This is a genomic window from Bifidobacterium choladohabitans (assembly GCF_016102005.1).
Taxonomy (GTDB): domain Bacteria; phylum Actinomycetota; class Actinomycetes; order Actinomycetales; family Bifidobacteriaceae; genus Bombiscardovia; species Bombiscardovia choladohabitans.
This window is the reverse complement of the sequence record NZ_JACFPL010000002.1, coordinates 352,071-371,043: the sequence shown is the minus strand read 5'-3', so window position 1 is coordinate 371,043 and position 18,973 is coordinate 352,071. Positions and strand designations below refer to the sequence as shown.

The window sequence follows — 18,973 nt, the reverse complement described above, 5'->3', positions numbered from 1 at the left end:
CCCCCTGTCAGTTCTTGGAGATGACTGCCCGATTATCGAAGTAGACCAGCCTGAACTTGCCGATCATGATCTCATCGCCGTTGTGCAGGTCGGCCTGGTCCACGCGTTCACGGTTGACGTAGGTGCCGTTGAGACTGCCCGTGTCCTCGACACGGAAGCCATGATCGGTCCGAACGAAAATGGCGTGCGCGCGGGAGACCGTCGAGTCGTCCAACAGAATGTCCGCCTTCGGATCGCGCCCCACACTGACCTGATCCTCGTCCAGCAGGTAGCGCGATCCCGACACCGCTCCCCTGGTAGAGATCAGTAGGGCTGTACCCTCAGGCAATCGGGCCATGGTCTCCAGGTCGTCCTTGGTCAGTGGACGGTCACCGTTGGAGGTGACTGGAATATTCAGGGCCGGCATGCCGATGATGGTCGTCTCGCCCGCAGTGGGAATAGGTTCTGTCATAACTGCCTATTCTACAGGCTTTGCATACTGATAATCCTGCACGCGTCGAACCTGGTCGATTTTGACACTATCGGACTGGTCCACTGATACGGATGCATGGAATTGCACCTTGATCCGCGAGCCTACTCCCCCGGCTATCTGAATGGCATTCTGCAGGCTGTCCGGATCCCCGATGGCCTTGACGACATAGGGGCTGTGCAGCTTGGCGTGGTCGCACTGCAGGCCGGTGCGGGTATCCAGCAGATAGGTGTTGGTGACTACCCGGACATCGTTGAAGGATATGACCTCAGCCCCGGCATTGCGCAACTCCTCGATAAGGTTGAACATGGTCGAGGCATCCACGCGGTCGCTGTCCTCAGTGACCGTTACGACCACTCCCCTGCCCTGGGCCGGCAGCCGTCCGGACAGGATGCCGCTGCTCTGTTCGTTCTGCTGGGCGATGCGGGCGGCCTCCTTCTGCTTGTCGGCGGCGGACTTGATGGAGGTCAGCTGCTGGTTGAGCTGGCTCTTGCGCTCCTCCAGCTTGTCGACCTGGTTGCTGGTCTCGTCCAGCACCCGCACCAGCTCTTCCTCGGACAGGCTCTGGTAGGAGGACTGATTATTGCGCACCTGGACCGCGTACCCGAAGCCCAGCAGGGCGCACATAAGGGCCACCAGGACGCTGGTGACCAGCCTGACCCTGGTGGCGTTGGAGTTGAGTGTGCGCAGAGGCCGCCGACGAACCACCGGGAAAGCACCGGTCTGCGTGTCGTCGGATGGAGCCCTGACCCGTCCAGGCCGCCTGGGCGGAATGCTCTCGGGCATCTGTTCATCGCGCTTTTTCCTGAGGGTGTGTCTCATGTGCTCACCCCTTGAAAATGAACCGTCGGATAGCGGAGACGTTGGAGAAGATGCGGATACCCAGGACCACGATGACGGCCGTGGACAGCTGGGAGCCCACACCCAGCTGGTTGCCGAGGAAGACCAGAAGAGTGGCGGTGATCACGTTGGAGATGAAGGAGACCACGAAGACCCGGTCCGAGAAGCTGCGCTCGAAGTAGGAACGGACCGCGCCCATCAACGCGTCCAGGGCCGCCACCACCATGATGGGCAGGTAGGGCTGCAGGACGATGGGAATGTCGGGCTTGAGGAAGATGCCCGCCACCACACCTAGGATCAGGCCGAGAATTGCCGACATGTCAATGACTCCTTCCGGCATAGGACAGATTGGGCAGACCTACAGCGTTCAGGTTCAGGCGCCGCTGCTTGGTCACATTGACGGTGATGTTCGCGTTCTTCAGGTCACGCAGGCGAGTCTGCAGATCGCTGCGAGCCATCAGATCAGACAGAGCACTCTGGTCGCCGATGGCCTCGATCTTGTAGGGTGCCTCGATGGAGGCAGTCCCCACCAGGATGGTCTGACCGGCCGTGCGCACGGAGGTCTGCGTTCCTATTCTATTGCCGTTGATGGCGATGGCCTCGGCTCCCGCAGACCAGAGCTTGGTCAGGAACCACTGCAGGTCCTGGTCCGTGACCAGTTTGATCTGATCAGCGTTGTCCCGGGAATCCTTGGAGGCTATCGGGTTGGCCAGGGTGATGACGATGCCCTGGCCCTGCACCTTGCTGGTACCATTGGTCAGATCATCGGCGGTCTGGGTGCTGTTCTGGCCTTGGCCGCCCACTTGACCCGACAGTGTGTCGATATTGCCGTTGAGGTCTGAAATCTGCCCGTTAAGGTCGTTGGCACGCTTGCTGACCGCTTCCACCTGGGTTATCAGCTTTTCGCGCACCTTCTGACGTGGGTCCCGGTGCAACACCTGAACAATGCCCGTGCCGGCCAATCCGACCAGCACACAGATGACGAAGACCAGGATCCTGTTGATCCAGACGCTCAGGGGCGACCTGCGCTCAGCGGGCAGCAGGCGGGCATCCTCGAACATGGGATCCATGGGACGGTTGGTCAGATCATCGATCAGCCTCAGGGACTCATCGGCCATGCGACGACGAATGGACTCCTGGGCGGGTTCGGAGCTCTCCTGATCCACATAGTGACGGTCCAGACCAGCGGTGGAATGTGAAAAAGCCGCCCGGCGGTGAATCAGGGCACGGTCGGGCGGCACGGGGAAGGATTCAGGCGTCATCTGTGGCTCAGTCATGATGGCCGTCCCGACGAAGCAGTCCAATACCTTGACGTGCGTAGATCAGCCCCGCCAGCCAGTAAAGCGCCACACCCCAGATGACGGCCGCAAGAGCCACAAGATGGAAGAAGCGGAAGAAGGCCGAAGTGCCCACATCCGCAAAGATAAGGGCAGGTATAGCCAGCATGAGCACGGCCGTCCCGGTCTTGCCAGCAAAGTGGACCGGCAGAGGGCCATAGCCGTGCTGGGCCAGCGCCAGAACCAGCAGGCCCATGAGCACATCCCTCGCACCGACCAGGGCCAGAAGCCACCAGGGCAGTATGGAGGCGATGCTCAGGGCAAGGACGGAGCAGAGAATGAGCAGGCGATCGGCAACCGGATCCAGGATCTGCCCCAGCTTGCTGACCTGGTTGAACCTACGGGCAATGATCCCATCCACCCCATCCGACAGGGCCGAAATCAGCATGACCACCAGGGAGATGATCAGATGGCGATTGGCCACCAGGTAGGCAATAAGGGGTATGGACAGGATACGGAGCATGCTGATCACATTGGGTACCGTGAGAATCACGGACCGCGGCTCAGGGCTGTACCTGCTGCGTGAAATTCGATCGATCAGTGCCATCCGACTACATTCTAGAAGCTTGAAGGGCTGTTACAAGGATGGCACGCGCACCAATCTCATAGAGCCGGTCCATGAGGTTGTTCACCTGGTCCCTGGGGACCATGGCCCTGACAGCCGCCCACTGCTTGTCGTGCAGGGAGGAGACCGTCGGCGACTCGTACCCGGGCGTGATGCCTACAGCCATGGCTACACGCTCGACCGGGATGTCGTAATCCATCAGTACATAGCGGCGGGCTGTCAGCACACCCTCCAGCCTACGGGACATGACTGCCAACCGTTCATCATTCGGATCCAGGCGTGGCGACCTGATGAGAATCCCTTCCGACTTCAGAATGGGATCACCGAAGACCCGAAGCCCGGCGTTGCGCAGGGTGGTGCCGGTGGAGACCACATCGGCGATCAGGTCGGCTACTCCCAGCTGAACCGACGACTCCACCGCCCCGTCCAGGTGGATCAGTTCGGCCTTGAGCCCCTTGCTGGTCAGGTAGTCCTCAAGAAGCCGGTCGAAGGTGGTTCCGATCCGCTTGCCGTCCACGTCCGACAAGGTGCTGATGGAGCTGGCCTCCGGAGCGGCGAACCTGAAGGTGGAAGCGCCGAATCCCAGCTGCGTGACCTCGACGGCACCGGTACCGGAGTTGAGCAGAAGATCACGTCCGGTGATGCCCAGATCGATGGTTCCCAGGCCGACATAGACCGCTATGTCGTTGGGCCTTAAGTAAAAGAGCTGGATGTCGTTGTCGACGTCATCGACCACCAGTTGCCGTTCGTTGGAACGCAGACGATAGCCGGACTCTGACAGCAGCCTCCATGCGGGCTGGGACAACATGCCTTTATTGGGCACCGCGACCTTCAACACGGTAACCTCCTAATTGCGGAAGCGAATCTACAGCGGGATGGGAACGGGGGTCACAGATACCTGTAGACATCCTCCAGGGTGATGCCCCGATCGATCATCATGACCTGGATGTGATACAGCAGCTGGCTCATCTCCTCGGCGGTCCGCTCCTTGCCCTCGTACTCAGCAGCGATCCAGGTCTCTCCGGCCTCTTCATTGATCTTCTTGCCGATGAAATGCGTGCCCTTGTCCAGCTCGTCAACGGTCAGGGATCCTTCCGGGCGCTCCTTGGCCTTGGTCGTCAGCTCCTCAAACAACCCGTCGAAGGTCTTCATCTGGCTATCTCCATTCTTCCTGCGAAACCTGTCAGTCCTTGTAGCTTACCTGAGCGGCCTGCCTGATCTGGTCAATGGCCTTGGCCGGGTCGTCAGCACCGTAGACCGCAGAGCCCGCCACCAGAACATCGGCCCCAGCCTCTGCCACTATGGGAGCCGTGGTGGGGCTTACCCCGCCATCCACCTGAATGTGGGTCTTCAGGCCGCGGGCGGTGATCTGGTCACGCAGGCGGCGGGTCTTGGGCATCTGATTGTCCAGGAACTTCTGGCCGCCGAAGCCCGGCTCCACGGTCATGACCAGAATCATGTCAAATTCATCGAGAATATCGAAAATGGGCTCCACAGGCTCGGCGGGGCGCACGGCCAGGCAGGCCTTGACCCCCATGTCGTGCAGCTGGCGGGCCAGACGGACCGGGGCATGGACGGCTCCGGTGTGGAAGGTGACGGAGGCGACACCCAGCTTGGCGAATTCAGGGGCCCAGCGGTCGGGGTCCTCGATCATCAGATGCACATCCACCGGCAGGTCGGTCACCTGGCAGATGCGCTCCACCACGGGCTCGCCAAGCGTCAGGTTGGGAACGAAATGATGGTCCATCACATCCACATGGACCATATCGGCATTGGCAATAGCCTTGAGATCCCGCTCCAAGTTGGCGAAATCGGCGGAAAGAATGCTGGGTGCTATCTGAATGCTCATGGAGATTATTCTATGTTGTACGGAAGACCGGTGGCGCCGGTTTGTGGCTCAATTGCACAGGTCCCGACCCTTGGATGGCCGACCCCTGTCCTACTTGCTCCGGGCCTCGGATTCCTGACGCACCTCGAGCTCGGTGATGGTCCTCAGCTTTTCGGACAGCAGGGAGGTCGGCTTGCCCTTGCGCATTATGAGGACGAAGGCCGCAGCCGCCAGGAAGAAGACCGTCATGGAAACCCAGACGTTGATCCTGACCCCAAGGAATTCGTGGGCGAAGTCGATGCGAAGGGCCTCGATCCAGGTGCGCCCCAGGGTGTACCACATGACATAGAGGGCGAAGAGGGATCCGGCCTTGAGCACATTCACCGCCTTGTGGCCGATCCAGACCAGGAGGGCCGCGCCGATCAGGTTCCAGATCATCTCGTATAGGAATGTGGGCTGAAAGAGGGTGCCGGTCGGGCAGGTGGACCCGTCGTAGCACTGTTCGCTGCTGCCGATGGCGGAACCTGCCGCATCGATCTTCAGACCCCAGGGCAGCGTGGTGGGAGCCCCGTAGAGCTCCTGATTGAACCAGTTGCCCAGTCGCCCGATGGCCTGGGCAACCAGAAGGGCCGGAGCCACGCTGTCGGCCAGCAGGGCCGTCGGATAATTCTTGTGACGGCACCAGGCCCAGGCCGCCAGGGCTCCCAGGAGGACGGCACCCCAGATGCCCAGACCCCCACGCCAGATGCGCAGGATGTCCGCTGGGTTGCCATCAGCTCCGAAGTAGCGTTCCGGAGTGGTGATGACGTGGTAGAGCCTTGCGCCGACTATGCCGGCCGGTACCGCGCAGATGGCGATGTCCAGAATCTGGTCGGTCCGGCCACCCTCCTTCTTCCAGCGCCTGGCCGTGATCCAGGCAGCCACGATGATGGCCAGGAGCATGGTCAGCGCATAGAACCTGATGGTGACCGGCCCCAGTTGAAAGCTGGATATTCCCGGCGATGGAATGTAGGCAAGCGTCATAAAGCTCCAATCTAGCCCCTGGGCCTTACAGCCCCACTCACTTCCTGGCCTGGGATATGCCCCAGCGCAGGTCGGAGCAGATCTCGGCCAGGGCCTCCAGAGCCTTTCTGCGGTCCTTCCGCGGCCTGCCCTCGTCATCCAGAAGACAGTGCACCAGGGCCGAGCCGACGATGACCCCATCCGCGTAGGCGCCGACCTGGGAGGCCTGCTGGGCGGTCGAAACCCCGATGCCCACGCACACATACGGAGCTCCCGCATGCCTGACTCTCGCCACCAGGTTCTGAGCCGAGTTGGACATGCTGGTCCGTTCGCCGGTCACGCCCATCCGGGAGGTCGCGTAGACGAAGCCCCTGGCGGCTCGGGAGGTGAGTTGCAAACGCGCATCGGTGGAGTCTGGCGAGACCAGGTAGACCCGATCGAGGCCATAGCGGTCCGACTGCTCTATCCATTCCCCGGATTCGTCGACGATCAGATCCGGGGTGACCAGACCTGACCCGCCTGCCTCGGCCATGCGCTGTGCAAAATCCGCCACGCCGTGATGCAGAATCAGATTCCAATAGCTCATGACCAGAGCCCTTGCACCGTCCGCCTGGACCTGACGGACCGCATCGAAGACGCCTTCCACCTTGACGCCATTGTCGATGGCGCACTTGCTGGCCGCCTGAATGACCGGACCATCCATGACCGGGTCGCTGTAGGGCAGTCCGATCTCGACGATGTCGACCCCGCTTTTCACCATGACCCGCATGGCCTCCAGCGATGTGGGCACGTCGGGGAATCCATAGGGGAAGTAACCGATGAAGGCCGGCCTGCCTTGCTGGCGGAGGGCCTGCAGCGTGGACGCCACCGGACTGGCCGTGCGACTGAGCCCCTTGGGTTGGACGGGTTGAACGGGCTGGACGGGGGCTTTCTGCCATTGCCATTGCTGGTTGACCATCAACGGGCCTCCTCTTCTGCTTGATCGCTCTTGCCGTGCCCGGCCTGGGCTTCCAGAGCGCTGGCCTCCTGCTCGGACAGGTAGCCGAACCATCTACCCGCCGTGGCCACATCCTTGTCGCCCCTGCCCGAGATGTTGATCAGAATGACAGGATTCCTGATTCCCTTGCGCAGAAGGTCCGTGGCCGCCTTGCTGGCTCCGGCCAAGGCGTGCGAGGACTCCAGGGCAGGGATGATGCCCTCGGTCCGGCAGAGGTCGCTGAAAGCCTGCATGGCCTCCTTGTCGGTCGCATAGTCGTACTTGACCCGGCCCATGTCGTGCAACCAGGCGTGCTCGGGCCCCACCGAGGCGTAATCCAGGCCGGCGGAGATGGAGTAGGTATCCATGGTCTGGCCCTGGTCGTCCTCCAGCAGATAGGACTTGGTCCCCTGGAAGACGCCGACCTGTCCTGTGTCTGGCGACAGGCGGATGGCGTGCTTGCCCGAGCTGGGGCCGTCTCCACCGGCCTCGTATGCGTAGAGGGAGACCCGGGGATCGTCCAGGAAGGTGTTCATGATGCCGATGGCGTTGGAGCCTCCGCCCACGCAGGCCACAACCCCGTCAGGATGGTCGATGCCATATGCGGAAAGCTGTGCGGAGGCCTCTTCGCCGATGATCTTCTGAAAGTCCCTGACTATGGTCGGGAAGGGATGGGGGCCGGCCACCGTGCCCAGCAGATAGTGGGTGGACTCCACGTTGGTCACCCAGTCGCGCAGGGCCTCGTTGATGGCGTCCTTGAGAATTCTGGTCCCGGTGGTCACCTCCACTACTTCGGCCCCCAGCATCCGCATCCTGGCCACGTTCAGGGCCTGCCTGCGGGCGTCGATCTGGCCCATGTAGATCCGGCACTTGAAGCCCAGGAGGGCGCAGACCGTAGCCGTGGCCACGCCGTGCTGACCGGCTCCGGTCTCCGCGATGACGCGTGTCTTGCCCATACGCTTGACCAGGAGCCCTTGGCCCAGGGCGTTGTTGATCTTGTGGGCGCCCGTGTGGTTCAGATCCTCCCTCTTCAGGAATACCCTGACCTGGCCGCCGACCCGATCGCTGATCAGCTTGGCGAAGCTGGGAGCCGGCGTCAGAGCCGAGGGACGCCCCACATAGACCCGGTTGAGCCTGTTCAACTCCTCGCGGAAGGCCGGATCGGCCTTGGCCTCCTTGTAGACGCGCTCCAGCTCGTCAAGGGCACCAACCAGGGCCTCAGGTACGAAACGTCCGCCATATGGGCCGAAATAGGGCCCGTCATGGGTCGACAGGGGCCTGGCCTCGGCGGCCTTGAAGCGGTGACCGGCCTGAACCAGCAAGCGGACGGTGCCCTCCCGGTCCTGGGAGGTGACCAGTCCTTCTCCTATCAGGACCGCATCGGCCCCGGCACGGGCGTACCGCTCCAGCTCGACCGTGCCGAACACTCCGGACTCGGCCACCTTGACCACGTCCTTGGGCAGGTTGGAGGCCAGCCGGGCATACTGGTCGATGTCGACGCTCAGGTCCTTCAGATTCCGGGCGTTGATGCCGATCACCCTGGCGCCGGCCGCAATGGCCCGCTCGATCTCCTGTCGATCATGCGTCTCGACCAGAGCGGTCATGCCCAGTCTCCCGGCCAGGTCGAGCAGGTGCTTGAGACGGGTGTCATCCAAGGCCGCCACAATCAACAGGATCATATCGGCCCCATTGGCCCTGGACTCCCAGACCTGGTAGTCGGAGACAATGAAATTCTTGTTGAGCACGGGAATGCCCACGGCCTGCCTGACCTGCCGCAGATCCTCCAAGGACCCCAGGAAGCGTCTGCCCTCGGTCAGCACCGATATGGCAGAGGCACCCCCGTTGGCATACTGCCGGGCCAGTGCGGCGGGATTTTTGATGTCGGCAAGATACCCCTTGGAGGGCGAGGCGCGCTTGATTTCCGCGATGATCGGAATGCCGACGCTCTCCCTGAGCAGTCGGCCGGCATCCAGGGGTTTGCGCTTCATACTCCTGACCTGTTGCTTGAGGCTTTCCAAGGGAATCTTCTGTACCCGGCCCCTGGCATCCTCCACGGCGCCGGCCACCAGTTCATCCAAGACGGTCATAGAGCCCTTCCCTCCAGTTTCCTGTATATTCCCTGCCACAACCTTAGCGTCTTTCTGCACTGGATTACCCTTCCTCGCTCTGCATTTGTGCCTGCGTACGGTTGCCCTGCACCGCCGGCAAGGGTCCTCCGGCCTCGAAACACGACCTGTGTCCGGTGTGGCAGGCCGCCCCCACCTGGTCTACTTCGATAAGCAGCGCGTCCCCGTCGCAGTCGATGCTGACTCCCTTGACGTATTGGACGTGCCCGGAGGTGTCTCCCTTGCGCCAGTATTCCTGCCTGGAGCGGGACCAGAAGGTGACCCTACCCGTGGTCAGGGTCCGTCTCAAGGCCTCCTCATCCATGTACCCGACCATGAGCACCTGACGGCTGTCATACTGCTGGACCACAGCGGCCACAAGTCCCTTGGCATCCTTCTTGAGCCTGGTCGCTATGCTCGGATCCAAACGTGCTTCCCGGTCCTTCGAAGACTGTGACATTGATCCTCGTTCTCCTGATTTGTTCGACATGACCTTGTCGGTTGATTGTCTATGGTATGGGTATGGTTCCCCGATGGCTGCCGACAGGGCTTACAAATGCCAAGCACCGTGCGGTGCCGAAATTATCTGCGGGATTGGTTCAGGCCTGCCATCGAACCGGATACCCGGCCGTATGAAGCGCCTGCTTGACGTCCTTGATGGAAACCTGGCCAAAATGGAAGACGGAAGCCGCCAGAACCGCGTCGGCCCCGGCCTTGACAGCAGGAGGAAAATCGGCGGCCTTGCCTGCCCCTCCACTGGCGATGAGCGGAAGTGATACGACCTTGCGCACGTCGGCGATCATCTCCAGATCGAAGCCCTGACGGGTGCCGTCCGCATCCATGGAATTGAGGAGTATCTCACCGGCCCCGAGCTCCTGGGCCTGCTTGACCCAATCGATGGCATCGATGCCGGTGGACTGGTGGCCACCCATGGCGGTCACCTCATATCCTGAGGTAATGCCCTGCGCATCAGATCGACGGGCATCGACCGAAAGGACTAGAACCTGGCGGCCGAACCGCTGGGCGATGTCGCCGATGACCTGCGGATTGGCGATGGCTGACGTGTTGATGCCGACCTTATCGGCGCCTGACCGCAGGAGGGTATCGACATCCTGCGGGTTGCGCACGCCTCCGCCGACGGTCAGCGGAATGAAGATCTGGTCGGCGGTGCTCTTGACCAGGTCCACCATGGTGGCCCGTCCGCTGCCTGAAGCGGTCACATCCAGGAAGGTCAGTTCGTCAGCTCCCTGGCGGTAGTAGGCCGAAGCCAGTTCGACCGGATCACCCGCATCGCGCAGATTCTTGAAGTGGACGCCTTTGACCACACGGCCCTGGTCGACATCAAGGCAGGGAATGACACGAACCGCTACCGTCATGCGACCTGCCTTCCTGCCTGAACCGATTTGTTTGAGTCACGACCTTAGCTTCTGCAGTGTCCGAAGACCATGACATGTCCACACTATGGCATGACCACATTGCATAACGCTGAATCAGGCCTGAAGCTTGACGGCCTTGGCTGCCAGCTGCCCGCAGGCACCGTCGATGTCAGATCCGCGGGTGTCCCTCATGGTTGCAGTGATGCCGGCCTTGTGGAGGATGTCCAGGAAGCGCTGCTCGTCCTCGGGCTTGGATGCAGTCCAGCGAGACCCCTCAATCGGATTCAGGGGTATGGGGTTGACATGCGCCCAGTCGTCCCCGTAGTGGTTGAGGCGCTTGGCCAGGAGGCGGGCATGCTCGGCCTGGTCGTTGATGCCGCGCATCAGGGCGTACTCGATGCTGACCCGCCTGCCGCTGGCCAGATAGTAGTCGTGGGCCGCGTCCAGGACCTGGGTGGTGTTGAAGCGGCGGTTCATGGGAACCAGCTCGTCGCGCAGCTTGTCGCTGGGGGCATGGAGGGAGACGGCCAGACGGACCGGTATTCCCTCTCGGGTCAGCTTGCGAATGCCGGGGACCACGCCGACCGTGGAGACGGTGATGTTCCTGGCTGAGATGCCGAATCCCTTGGGCGGCAGGGCGCTGATCTGCCTGACTGCGGACAGGACAGCCCGGTAGTTGCCCATGGGCTCGCCCATCCCCATGAAGACGATGTTGCTCAGGCGCCCCGGACCTCCGGCAACCTGTCCGGACCGCATCATCCGGGAGGCGGCCCTGACCTGTTCCAGAATCTCGCCGGTCGACATGTTCCTGGTCAACCCAAGCTGACCTGTAGCGCAGAAGGGGCAACCCATGCCGCAGCCGACCTGGCTGGAGATGCAGAGTGTGGCCCTGGAAGGGTAGCGCATGAGCACGGACTCGATCCTGGACCCGTCGAAGAGCTCCCAGAGGGTCTTGATGGTCGTCCCCTGATCCGCCTTCTGAACGGTGACCGGGGTGATCAGCTCAGGGAAGAAGCGGTGTGCGGCCTCTTGGCGGCTGGCCGAGGGAAAGTCCGTGAAGTCGTCCGGGTTGGTGGACAGATGATTGAAGTAATGGTTGGCCAGCTGCGAGACCCGGAATTTAGGCAGGCCCAATTGGGCGCAGACCTCCTGGCGCTCCTTCTGGTCCATGTCGGTAAAGTGGCGCGGCGGCTTGCCCCGTCGGGCATGGTCGACCGCCAGAACGTCCCGGAAGGCGCCGTCCCTGCCTCCCGGGGTGATGCCGGTCTCAGGCTCGACACCGGTCAAATCGACATCTGTCATACCTCTACCTCATCCTGTATCAGTCATCCGACCATCAATTCCGGTCACAGGCCGGTGATCAAAAGCACCAGTGTGATGAATGGCGCGGACATGAGGATCGAATCCACCCTGTCCAGTACCCCGCCGTGACCCTTGAGCAGGTGGCCCATGTCCTTTATCCCAAGGTCGCGTTTGATCAAGGATGCGCTCAGGTCCCCGAGGGTGCCTGTGGCTCCGACCATGATGCCCATGAGCAGGGCGACCCACCAGATCCGTCCCCAATCCGCCATGGGGTAGGTGGCCGCAAAGATGACCAGGGCGCCGATCAGGCAGCAGAGCATGGAGCCTGCCAGCCCCTCCAGGGACTTGCCGGGAGAGATACGGGGCGAGATCTTGTGCTTGCCGAAGAGCGAGCCGAAGAGCAGTCCGCCGATATCGCTCAAGGCAGGCAGGAAAATCACCATGAAGGCGTGTGCGGCAGGATGCCCGCCGAAGGTGGTGGGCAGGGTTATCAGACAGGCCAGGAGGGTGATGTAGACAACGGTCAAGAGGGTGACGCCCACATTGGCCAGGCTGCTTGAACGGGGCTCCCCCTCTGCGGTGCCGTAGGATGCATCGGCCATGGTCTGCGCGTCCTTGCCCGACAGCTTGGCGTTCACCGCCTTGGCCAGCCGATCGCCCAGATGATGGTTGCGCGTGGCCGCAAGAGCCCCGACCAGGGCGGTGACCAGAACTCCAGCGGTCATGACCGCCACATGGTCAGGCGCGTAGAAGGAGGCCAGCATGGTGGCCGCCGAACAGACCCAGAGCTCGACCACCGGTATATGCAGGCCCGCCGTGGCAAAGTCCACCCTGAGCTCCCAGAGCCCTAAGGTCATGAAGATCACGATCAGGTAGATGAATGCGTCGATGCGCACCAGGATGCAGGCCAGGATGATGACCACCAGAAGCGCGCCGGTGGCCACCGCCTGCGGCATGTTGCGTCCGGTTCGTTTGTTCAGGGTTGCGACGGCATCCTGACTTGCATTCTCGGCAGAGCTTTCCTTGGTACTCATGAAGTGTGGATCCTCCCCAGGCGGGATCAGACCTCGAGGATCTCCTTCTCCTTGGCATCCAGGAGCTGGTCGATCGTGTCGTTCTTCTGCTTGGTGACGGTCTCCAGCTCCTTCTGCAGCCGGTTGCCCTCGTCCTCGCCCAGGTCGCCGTCCTTGACCTTGGCCTCCAGCTCCTCCTTGACTTTGCGCCGGATGTTGCGGACGGCCACCTTGCCCTCCTCGGCCTTGTTCTTGGCCAGCTTGACGTAGTCCCGGCGGCGCTCCTCGGTCAGCTCGGGCATCGTGACCCTGATGACGTTGCCGTCACGGCTGGGGTTGACGCCCAGGTCCGAGTCGCGGATGGCCTTCTCGACTGCGCCTGCCTGTGAGGGATCGAAGGGGGTGACAGCCAGGGTGCGGGGCTCTGGGACGCCGATGGATGCCAGCGACTTGATGGGTGTGGGAGTGCCGTAATACTCCACCATGATGTCGTTGAGGAAGGAGGGGTTGGCACGCCCGGTCCTGATCCCCGAGAAGTTCTCCTTGGTCGCCTCGATGCTCTTGTCCATCTGCCTTCCGGCCTGGTCCACCACTGTGGTCATGATCTGCTCCTTGCTGTATGGACCCATCCGCCTGTGCGCGCGAGGTCCGTCATTCTTATACTCTACGGCCATGGGGCCACAGGGGCCAAGCGGCGCGGGGTGTGCCCGCTACCGGTCACAGGGTGCGATCGGGACCGCCGTGGACCAGGGTGCCCAGGCGCTGGCCTTTGAGCGCTCCAGTCACGTTGCCTTCACCCTCCAGTCCGAAGACTCGGATGGGCATGTCGTTGTCACGGGCCATGGACAGGGCTGCCGCATCCATGACGGCCAGATTGTCGACCAGGGCCCGCTGGTAGCTCAGGTTGGTGAACATGCGCGCAGAAGCCTGCTTGTGCGGATCAGCCGTGTACACGCCGTCCACACCGTTCTTGCCCATCAGGACCTCGACACAATGAATCTCCAAGGCCCGCTGGATGGAGACCGTGTCAGTGGAGAAGTAAGGCATGCCTGATCCTGCACCGAAGATGACCACACGCCCCTTCTCCAGGTGGCGGATGGCCTTGAGCGGGATGTAGGGCTCGGCCACCTGGCCCATGGTGATTGCTGTCTGCACCCTGGTGGCCTGACCGTCCTGCTCCAGGAAGTCCTGCAGGGCCAGGCAGTTCATGACCGTGCCCAGCATGCCCATGTAGTCGCCGCGCGAACGCTCGATTCCGGCCTGGCTGAGCTCGGCTCCGCGGAAGAAGTTGCCTCCGCCAACCACGATGGCGACCTGCACGCCGCTCTGCACCGCCTGGACGATCTCCTTGGCCACGCGCTTGACCACCTGCACGTCGATGCCGACCTCGCCTCCCCCGAAGGCCTCTCCGGAGAGCTTGAGCAGCACACGACGAGGCGCTGCTGGGTTTTGCGCTGAATCGGATCCGGTCATAAAAGCCCTTTCTCCAGACATGATGACGGGCGGAATACGCCGCTAATAGGGTATCGGGGCTGGGCGACAACCCCTACCTGAGCAGGCCCTGGGAATTGACCCAGGACAAAGGAAGGGGAGCGACCACGAAGGCCACTCCCCTGCCATCAGTGCCGGCCGTCTGCCCATCCCTCAGACAGGATCGGGCGAGACGACCCACGACATTGCCGGACTGCTCACTACTCCTCGTCGCCCTTGCCGACCTCGAGACGGGCGAAGGCCAGAGCCTTGCCGCCAGCCTGCTTGAAGAGGTCGCCAATGGTCTTGGAGCTGTCCTTGACGTACTGCTGCTCCAACAGGACGGTCTCCTTGAAGAAGGCGTTCAGGCGCCCCTCGACGATCTTGGGAATGATCTTCTCGGGCTTGCCTTCGGCCTGGGACTTCTCGGTGGCCACACGACGCTCGGACTCCACCACGTCGGCGGGCACATCCTCGCGGCTGAGCCACTTGGGGCTCATGGCGGAGATCTGCAGGGCCACCTCATGGGCGACCTGGGCGCCGGCCTCATCAGTGGCGATCATGGCCACGATGGAGGGGGGCATCTCCACGGACTTGCGGTGGGCGTAAATCTCCACACGGGGACCTTCGACCCGGGCCACCTGGCCGACCTTGACGTGCTCATGGAAGAGCGCGCCTGCCTCCTCCACAGTCTCCTTGACGGTGCCGGACTTGGACGGAGCGGCATCGACCTGCTCGACGTTGGAGGCATCAGCCTTGGCCACGTCGTCGATGACCTCCTGGCCGAACTCGACGAACTGAGGGGTCTTGGCCACGAAGTCGGTCTCGGAGTTGAGCTCGACGGCATAGCCGATCTGGCCCTGTCCGCCCTCGACGACGGTGGAGGCGATCAGGCCCTCCTGAGCCTTGCGGCCCTCGCGGGCGCCTGCGGCCTGGATGCCGGTGGCGCGGATGATCTCCTTGGCGCGGGCCATGTCGCCCTCGGCCTCGGTCAGGGCCTTCTTGACGTCCATCATGCCGGCGCCGGTCTGATCACGCAACTCCTTGATCAGTGCAGCGGTGATTTTTGCCATGAAACTCTCCTATCTAGACGTCAGATTTCAGGCGGCCTGATCGGCAGCGGGGGTCTCCTGCTGCTCTTGCGCGGGCTGCTCGGCCTGGGGAGCCTGGGCGGCATCCTGGGCCTGCTCCTGAGGCTGTCCGTCTTTGTTCTCCAGCAGGTTCTTCTCCCACTCGGCCATGGGCTGGTCGGAGGCCTCCTCGGTCTTTGCGGCCTTGCCGGAGCGCTCCAGCAGACCGTCGGCCACGGCATCGGCCATGAGCCGGGTCAGCAGCTCGACGCCGCGAATGGCATCGTCGTTGGCGGGAATGGGGTAGGTGACGAGCTCAGGATCCGTGTTGGTGTCCACCAGGGCCACCACCGGGATGCCCAGCTTGTTGGCCTCGGAGACCGCCAGGGCCTCCTTGTTGATGTCGACCACGAACAGGGCCGAAGGGGTGCGGCTCATGTTGCGGATGCCGCCCAGCTGACGCTCCAGCTTGTCCTTCTCGCGCCGCAGGAGCAGGAGCTCCTTCTTGGTCAGCCCCGAGCCGTGCACGTCGTCGAAGTCCATCTCCTCCAGCTCCTTCAAGCGGCCGACCCGCTTGGTCACGGTCTGGAAGTTGGTCAGCATGCCGCCCAGCCAGCGCTCGGAGACGTAGGGCATGTTCACCCGGGTGGCCTGGGCCTTGATGGCCTCCTGGGCCTGCTTCTTGGTCCCCACGAAGAGCACGGTGCCGTTGTGGGCCACGGTCTGCTTGATGAAGTCATAGGCCTGGTCGATCAGACCGAGCGACTTGAAGAGGTTGATGATGTGGATGCCGTTGCGCTCCATCAGGATGTACTGCTTCATCTTGGGGTTCCAACGACGGGTCTGATGTCCGAAGTGGACGCCGGCCTTCAGCATTTCGCTCATGGTGATCTGTGCCATGTCCGTACCTTTCATTGTCGGTTATTGCCTGGCCATGTGCACCTGCGTGCAACTCCGGGGAGCCGACCGACACAGGACGTCGCGGACATGGCGCGAATTCGCGGCGTGTGTTCGGGAATACTCTTGGCGCGCCTGCCCACCCGTGACAGCGGACCTGCGCAATGACACGCCGAATTACCATGATACCCGAGCCCAATGACCTCGGGTATCATGTTCACCCTCTGCCTACCTGGCTGATCTCAGCTGCTGCATGGCCTTACGGCGAACATCGCTCTCCAGCCGATCCACATAGACATGGCCGTCCAGATGATCGCACTCGTGCTGGATCATCCGCCCCATGATGCCATGGCCTTCGAGGGTCACCGTCTTGCCATCCAGATCGATGCCGTGGGCCCGGGCGTAATCGGCCCGCCTGGTCGGATACCAGAGGTTGGGCAGGGACAGGCATCCCTCTTCGCCATACTGCTCGCCTGAGGTCTTGTCGATGACCGGATTGATGATGTAGCCCACCTTGCCGCCGATGTTATACGAGAAGACGCGCAGGCCCACGCCGATCTGGTTGGCCGACAGGCCTGCCCTGCCTGGATCGTCGACAGTGTCCACCAGATCACGCACCAGACTGCGCACAGCCGGGGTGATGCTGGTCACAGGATCGCAGGGAGTGCGCAAAACCGGATCGGGAACCACTCTGATTGTACGAATCGCCACTGCTTACTCCTCGTCATCCCGGCCGTCGCGGCCGTCCTTCTCGTCCTCTGGGGCCGCTTCCTCCTCCTGGCGGCCATCACGCTTGCGTCCGGTCATGCTGGCCAGGGAATCACTCATGGTGGTCCGTGCCCTGCTGACGATGTCGTTCTCCTTGGCGGCGGGCTTGGCCGGCGTCCTGGGCGCATAGAGGACCTTGTCCACGAGTTCGGCGTACTGGCGGAGCACCTCGGGGCGCACGACCTTCAGGCTGGGGGTCAGGGTGCCGTCCTCCTGGCTGAAATCCTTGTCCAGCACCAGGAACTTGCGCACCGACTCGGCACGCGAGACGTTGCAGTTGGCCTTGTCCACATACTGCTGGATGAAGGCATGGATGGCATCGTTACGGCTGGCCTGCTCCATGCTCATGTCAGCGTCCAGACCCTGGGAGGTCAGCCAGGACTTGAGCATACCGGCATCCAGGGTGACCAGGGCACCGACGAAGGGCCTGCCGTCGCCCACGACCACGGCCTGGGAGACAATCGGGCAGGTGCTGATGACATCCTCCAGGGGAGCCGGACTGACGTTCTTGCCGCCAGCGGTGATGATGACGTCCTTCTTGCGGCCGGTGATGAAGACGAAGCCCTGGTCGTCGATCTGGGCCAGATCACCGGTGTGCAGCCAGCCGTCCTTATCAAGGACGGTGGAATCCAGCTCGGGCTGGTGGTAGTAGCCCATGAAGACGCTGGGGCCCTTGACCAGAAGCTCGTCGTCGTCGCTCAGCCTGACCGTGATGCCCGAGCCTGGTCGGCCGACCGACCCCACCTCGTTGGCATCCTCGAAGTTGACGATGCAGGGGGCCGCCGTCTCGGTCATCCCATAGCCCTGAATGAAGGTGATCCCGTCGATCCCGTTGAAGAAGTGGGCCAGGTCGGCATTCATGGGCGCGCCGCCGCAGGCCAGGTAACTCAGGTTGGAGCCCAGGGCGGACTCGATTGTGTTGCCGACGGTCTTGGTGTAGAAGGCATGGGCCAGGCGGGTCAGCGGCGAGTGACCGCGCCCCTCCTGCTCATCCTTGGACCACTTGATGAAGTGCCTGGTGGCCTTGGCGAAGACCTTGCCGGCCAGACCTGTGCCCGCCTTCTGGGAGGCGGCGTTGTAGACCTTCTCGAAGACACGGGGCACGCCCAGCAGATAGGTGGGCCGGAAGGTGCGCAGGTCGGTCAGCAGGTGCTTGGCGTTGGAGACGTATCCGACCACACCTTGGGCACCGATGGCCACGTACTGGATGTAGCGGGCGAAGCAGTGGGCCAGGGGCAGGAAGAGCATCAGGCGGGAGGGCGCTGCCAGCATGTGGTAGAGCACATCCCAGCCCACGAAGACGATGTGGACGAAATTCCGGTTGGAGAGCATGGCGCCCTTGGGCTCACCGGTAGAGCCCGAAGTGTAGACGATGGTGGCCAGATCGTCGGCCTTGACCTGGGCAATGGCCTGATCCAGGCGCTCGTCGTCGATCCCCTGGCCGAATTCGCTGACCGCGTTCAGGCCCCCGGCCTCGAAGTTGAAGACATACTTGAGCTTGGGCGAGGATCCCCGGACCTGCTCCAGGATCTGCGCATGCTCCGAGTCGCCGGCGAAGGCCAGGACGCAGTCCACATCCTGAACGATCTTCTGGGCCTGGCTGGGCGAGTCGGTCTCGTAGATGGGCACCGAGACCGCCCCGATGGCGGCGCAGGCGAAGTCCGTGACCCCCCAGTCATAGCTGGTGGAGGCATAGATGACCACGGTGCTGCCCTTTTCCACGCCCAAGGCCATCATGCCCTTGGCCACGGCGCGAACCCGTGCGGACATCTGCCCGGCCTTGACATCATGCCAGTTTCTGGTCATGGGATCCTGCCACTGGGCAACCAGCTCCTCAGGGTCGCGGGCGGTGCGTTTTGCCAGGAGTGAATAGATGGTGTCCTTGTCCGTCGTCGGGTGTTGAAGCTCGACCGTATATTCACGCAACATACCCACCATCATATGGGTCAACCCGC

Annotated in this window: 21 protein-coding genes; all 21 read right to left on the bottom strand. The window is 62.5% G+C overall.

Going from position 1 to position 18,973, the window contains the following annotated elements:
- Nucleotides 1-7 precede the first annotated feature (7 nt).
- The 21 genes from H3S97_RS05060 to H3S97_RS04960 all read right to left on the bottom strand — a co-directional run bounded on the left by H3S97_RS05060 (nucleotide 8) and on the right by H3S97_RS04960 (nucleotide 18,947).
- On the bottom strand, nucleotides 8-451 hold the full coding sequence (locus H3S97_RS05060) for an FHA domain-containing protein (protein WP_015021766.1): 444 nt from the start codon (nucleotides 449-451) through the stop codon (nucleotides 8-10).
- 6 nt (nucleotides 452-457) lie between these two features.
- The gene (locus H3S97_RS05055) at nucleotides 458-1,291 is read right to left on the bottom strand and encodes a DUF881 domain-containing protein (protein ID WP_198179559.1); all 834 of its coding nucleotides are present in this window, start codon (nucleotides 1,289-1,291) and stop codon (nucleotides 458-460) included.
- A 4-nt stretch (nucleotides 1,292-1,295) separates the two neighbouring features.
- Nucleotides 1,296-1,628, bottom strand: coding sequence for a small basic family protein (locus H3S97_RS05050; RefSeq protein ID WP_015021764.1), 333 nt, complete (start codon nucleotides 1,626-1,628; stop codon nucleotides 1,296-1,298).
- A gap of 1 nt (nucleotide 1,629) precedes the next feature.
- Nucleotides 1,630-2,586, bottom strand: a complete 957-nt coding sequence (locus H3S97_RS05045; RefSeq protein ID WP_198187040.1) for a DUF881 domain-containing protein — start codon at nucleotides 2,584-2,586, stop codon at nucleotides 1,630-1,632.
- Nucleotides 2,579-3,193 (bottom strand): CDP-alcohol phosphatidyltransferase family protein, encoded by a 615-nt coding sequence (locus tag H3S97_RS05040; protein WP_198219843.1) that lies wholly within the window; start codon nucleotides 3,191-3,193, stop codon nucleotides 2,579-2,581. Before H3S97_RS05040 ends, H3S97_RS05045 begins: the two co-directional genes overlap by 8 nt.
- A gap of 4 nt (nucleotides 3,194-3,197) precedes the next feature.
- A complete protein-coding gene (gene hisG, locus H3S97_RS05035; RefSeq protein ID WP_198219842.1) occupies nucleotides 3,198-4,049 on the bottom strand; it encodes an ATP phosphoribosyltransferase in 852 nt (283 codons plus the stop codon).
- Between the two features lie 50 nt (nucleotides 4,050-4,099).
- Complete coding sequence (locus tag H3S97_RS05030) at nucleotides 4,100-4,363, bottom strand: phosphoribosyl-ATP diphosphatase (RefSeq protein WP_046322855.1); 264 nt, start codon at nucleotides 4,361-4,363, stop codon at nucleotides 4,100-4,102.
- A 31-nt stretch (nucleotides 4,364-4,394) separates the two neighbouring features.
- Nucleotides 4,395-5,060 (bottom strand): ribulose-phosphate 3-epimerase, encoded by a 666-nt coding sequence (gene rpe, locus H3S97_RS05025; RefSeq protein WP_029678892.1) that lies wholly within the window; start codon nucleotides 5,058-5,060, stop codon nucleotides 4,395-4,397.
- Between the two features lie 90 nt (nucleotides 5,061-5,150).
- A complete protein-coding gene (gene lgt, locus H3S97_RS05020; protein WP_198177827.1) occupies nucleotides 5,151-6,062 on the bottom strand; it encodes a prolipoprotein diacylglyceryl transferase in 912 nt (303 codons plus the stop codon).
- A gap of 37 nt (nucleotides 6,063-6,099) precedes the next feature.
- Nucleotides 6,100-6,999, bottom strand: coding sequence for a tryptophan synthase subunit alpha (gene trpA, locus H3S97_RS05015; RefSeq protein ID WP_198219841.1), 900 nt, complete (start codon nucleotides 6,997-6,999; stop codon nucleotides 6,100-6,102).
- Complete coding sequence (gene trpB, locus H3S97_RS05010; RefSeq protein WP_198219840.1) at nucleotides 6,999-9,104, bottom strand: tryptophan synthase subunit beta; 2,106 nt, start codon at nucleotides 9,102-9,104, stop codon at nucleotides 6,999-7,001. Before trpB ends, trpA begins: the two co-directional genes overlap by 1 nt.
- 64 nt (nucleotides 9,105-9,168) lie before the next feature.
- Nucleotides 9,169-9,582 carry a phosphoribosyl-AMP cyclohydrolase gene (hisI, locus tag H3S97_RS05005; protein ID WP_198177830.1) on the bottom strand — a complete coding sequence of 138 codons (414 nt, stop codon included), beginning with the start codon at nucleotides 9,580-9,582 and terminating at the stop codon, nucleotides 9,169-9,171.
- Between the two features lie 139 nt (nucleotides 9,583-9,721).
- A complete protein-coding gene (gene hisF, locus H3S97_RS05000) occupies nucleotides 9,722-10,498 on the bottom strand; it encodes an imidazole glycerol phosphate synthase subunit HisF (protein ID WP_198219839.1) in 777 nt (258 codons plus the stop codon).
- A 114-nt stretch (nucleotides 10,499-10,612) separates the two neighbouring features.
- Nucleotides 10,613-11,800, bottom strand: a complete 1,188-nt coding sequence (rlmN, locus tag H3S97_RS04995; RefSeq protein WP_198219838.1) for a 23S rRNA (adenine(2503)-C(2))-methyltransferase RlmN — start codon at nucleotides 11,798-11,800, stop codon at nucleotides 10,613-10,615.
- Nucleotides 11,801-11,844: 44 nt separating this feature from the next.
- Entirely contained in the window at nucleotides 11,845-12,834 is a 990-nt protein-coding gene (locus tag H3S97_RS04990; RefSeq protein ID WP_198219837.1) for a phosphatidate cytidylyltransferase, read from the bottom strand.
- 26 nt (nucleotides 12,835-12,860) lie between these two features.
- A complete protein-coding gene (gene frr / locus H3S97_RS04985; protein WP_110412761.1) occupies nucleotides 12,861-13,415 on the bottom strand; it encodes a ribosome recycling factor in 555 nt (184 codons plus the stop codon).
- A 115-nt stretch (nucleotides 13,416-13,530) separates the two neighbouring features.
- A complete protein-coding gene (gene pyrH / locus H3S97_RS04980) occupies nucleotides 13,531-14,286 on the bottom strand; it encodes a UMP kinase (protein ID WP_198184115.1) in 756 nt (251 codons plus the stop codon).
- Between the two features lie 218 nt (nucleotides 14,287-14,504).
- Nucleotides 14,505-15,356 (bottom strand): translation elongation factor Ts, encoded by an 852-nt coding sequence (gene tsf / locus H3S97_RS04975; protein ID WP_198219836.1) that lies wholly within the window; start codon nucleotides 15,354-15,356, stop codon nucleotides 14,505-14,507.
- Between the two features lie 27 nt (nucleotides 15,357-15,383).
- Nucleotides 15,384-16,253, bottom strand: coding sequence for a 30S ribosomal protein S2 (gene rpsB, locus H3S97_RS04970; RefSeq protein ID WP_198219835.1), 870 nt, complete (start codon nucleotides 16,251-16,253; stop codon nucleotides 15,384-15,386).
- A 225-nt stretch (nucleotides 16,254-16,478) separates the two neighbouring features.
- The gene (locus H3S97_RS04965; protein ID WP_015021747.1) at nucleotides 16,479-16,961 is read right to left on the bottom strand and encodes a peptide deformylase; all 483 of its coding nucleotides are present in this window, start codon (nucleotides 16,959-16,961) and stop codon (nucleotides 16,479-16,481) included.
- A gap of 3 nt (nucleotides 16,962-16,964) precedes the next feature.
- Nucleotides 16,965-18,947: an AMP-dependent synthetase/ligase gene (locus H3S97_RS04960; protein WP_198177837.1), complete on the bottom strand. Its 1,983-nt coding sequence runs from the start codon at nucleotides 18,945-18,947 to the stop codon at nucleotides 16,965-16,967.
- Nucleotides 18,948-18,973: the final 26 nt, after the last annotated feature.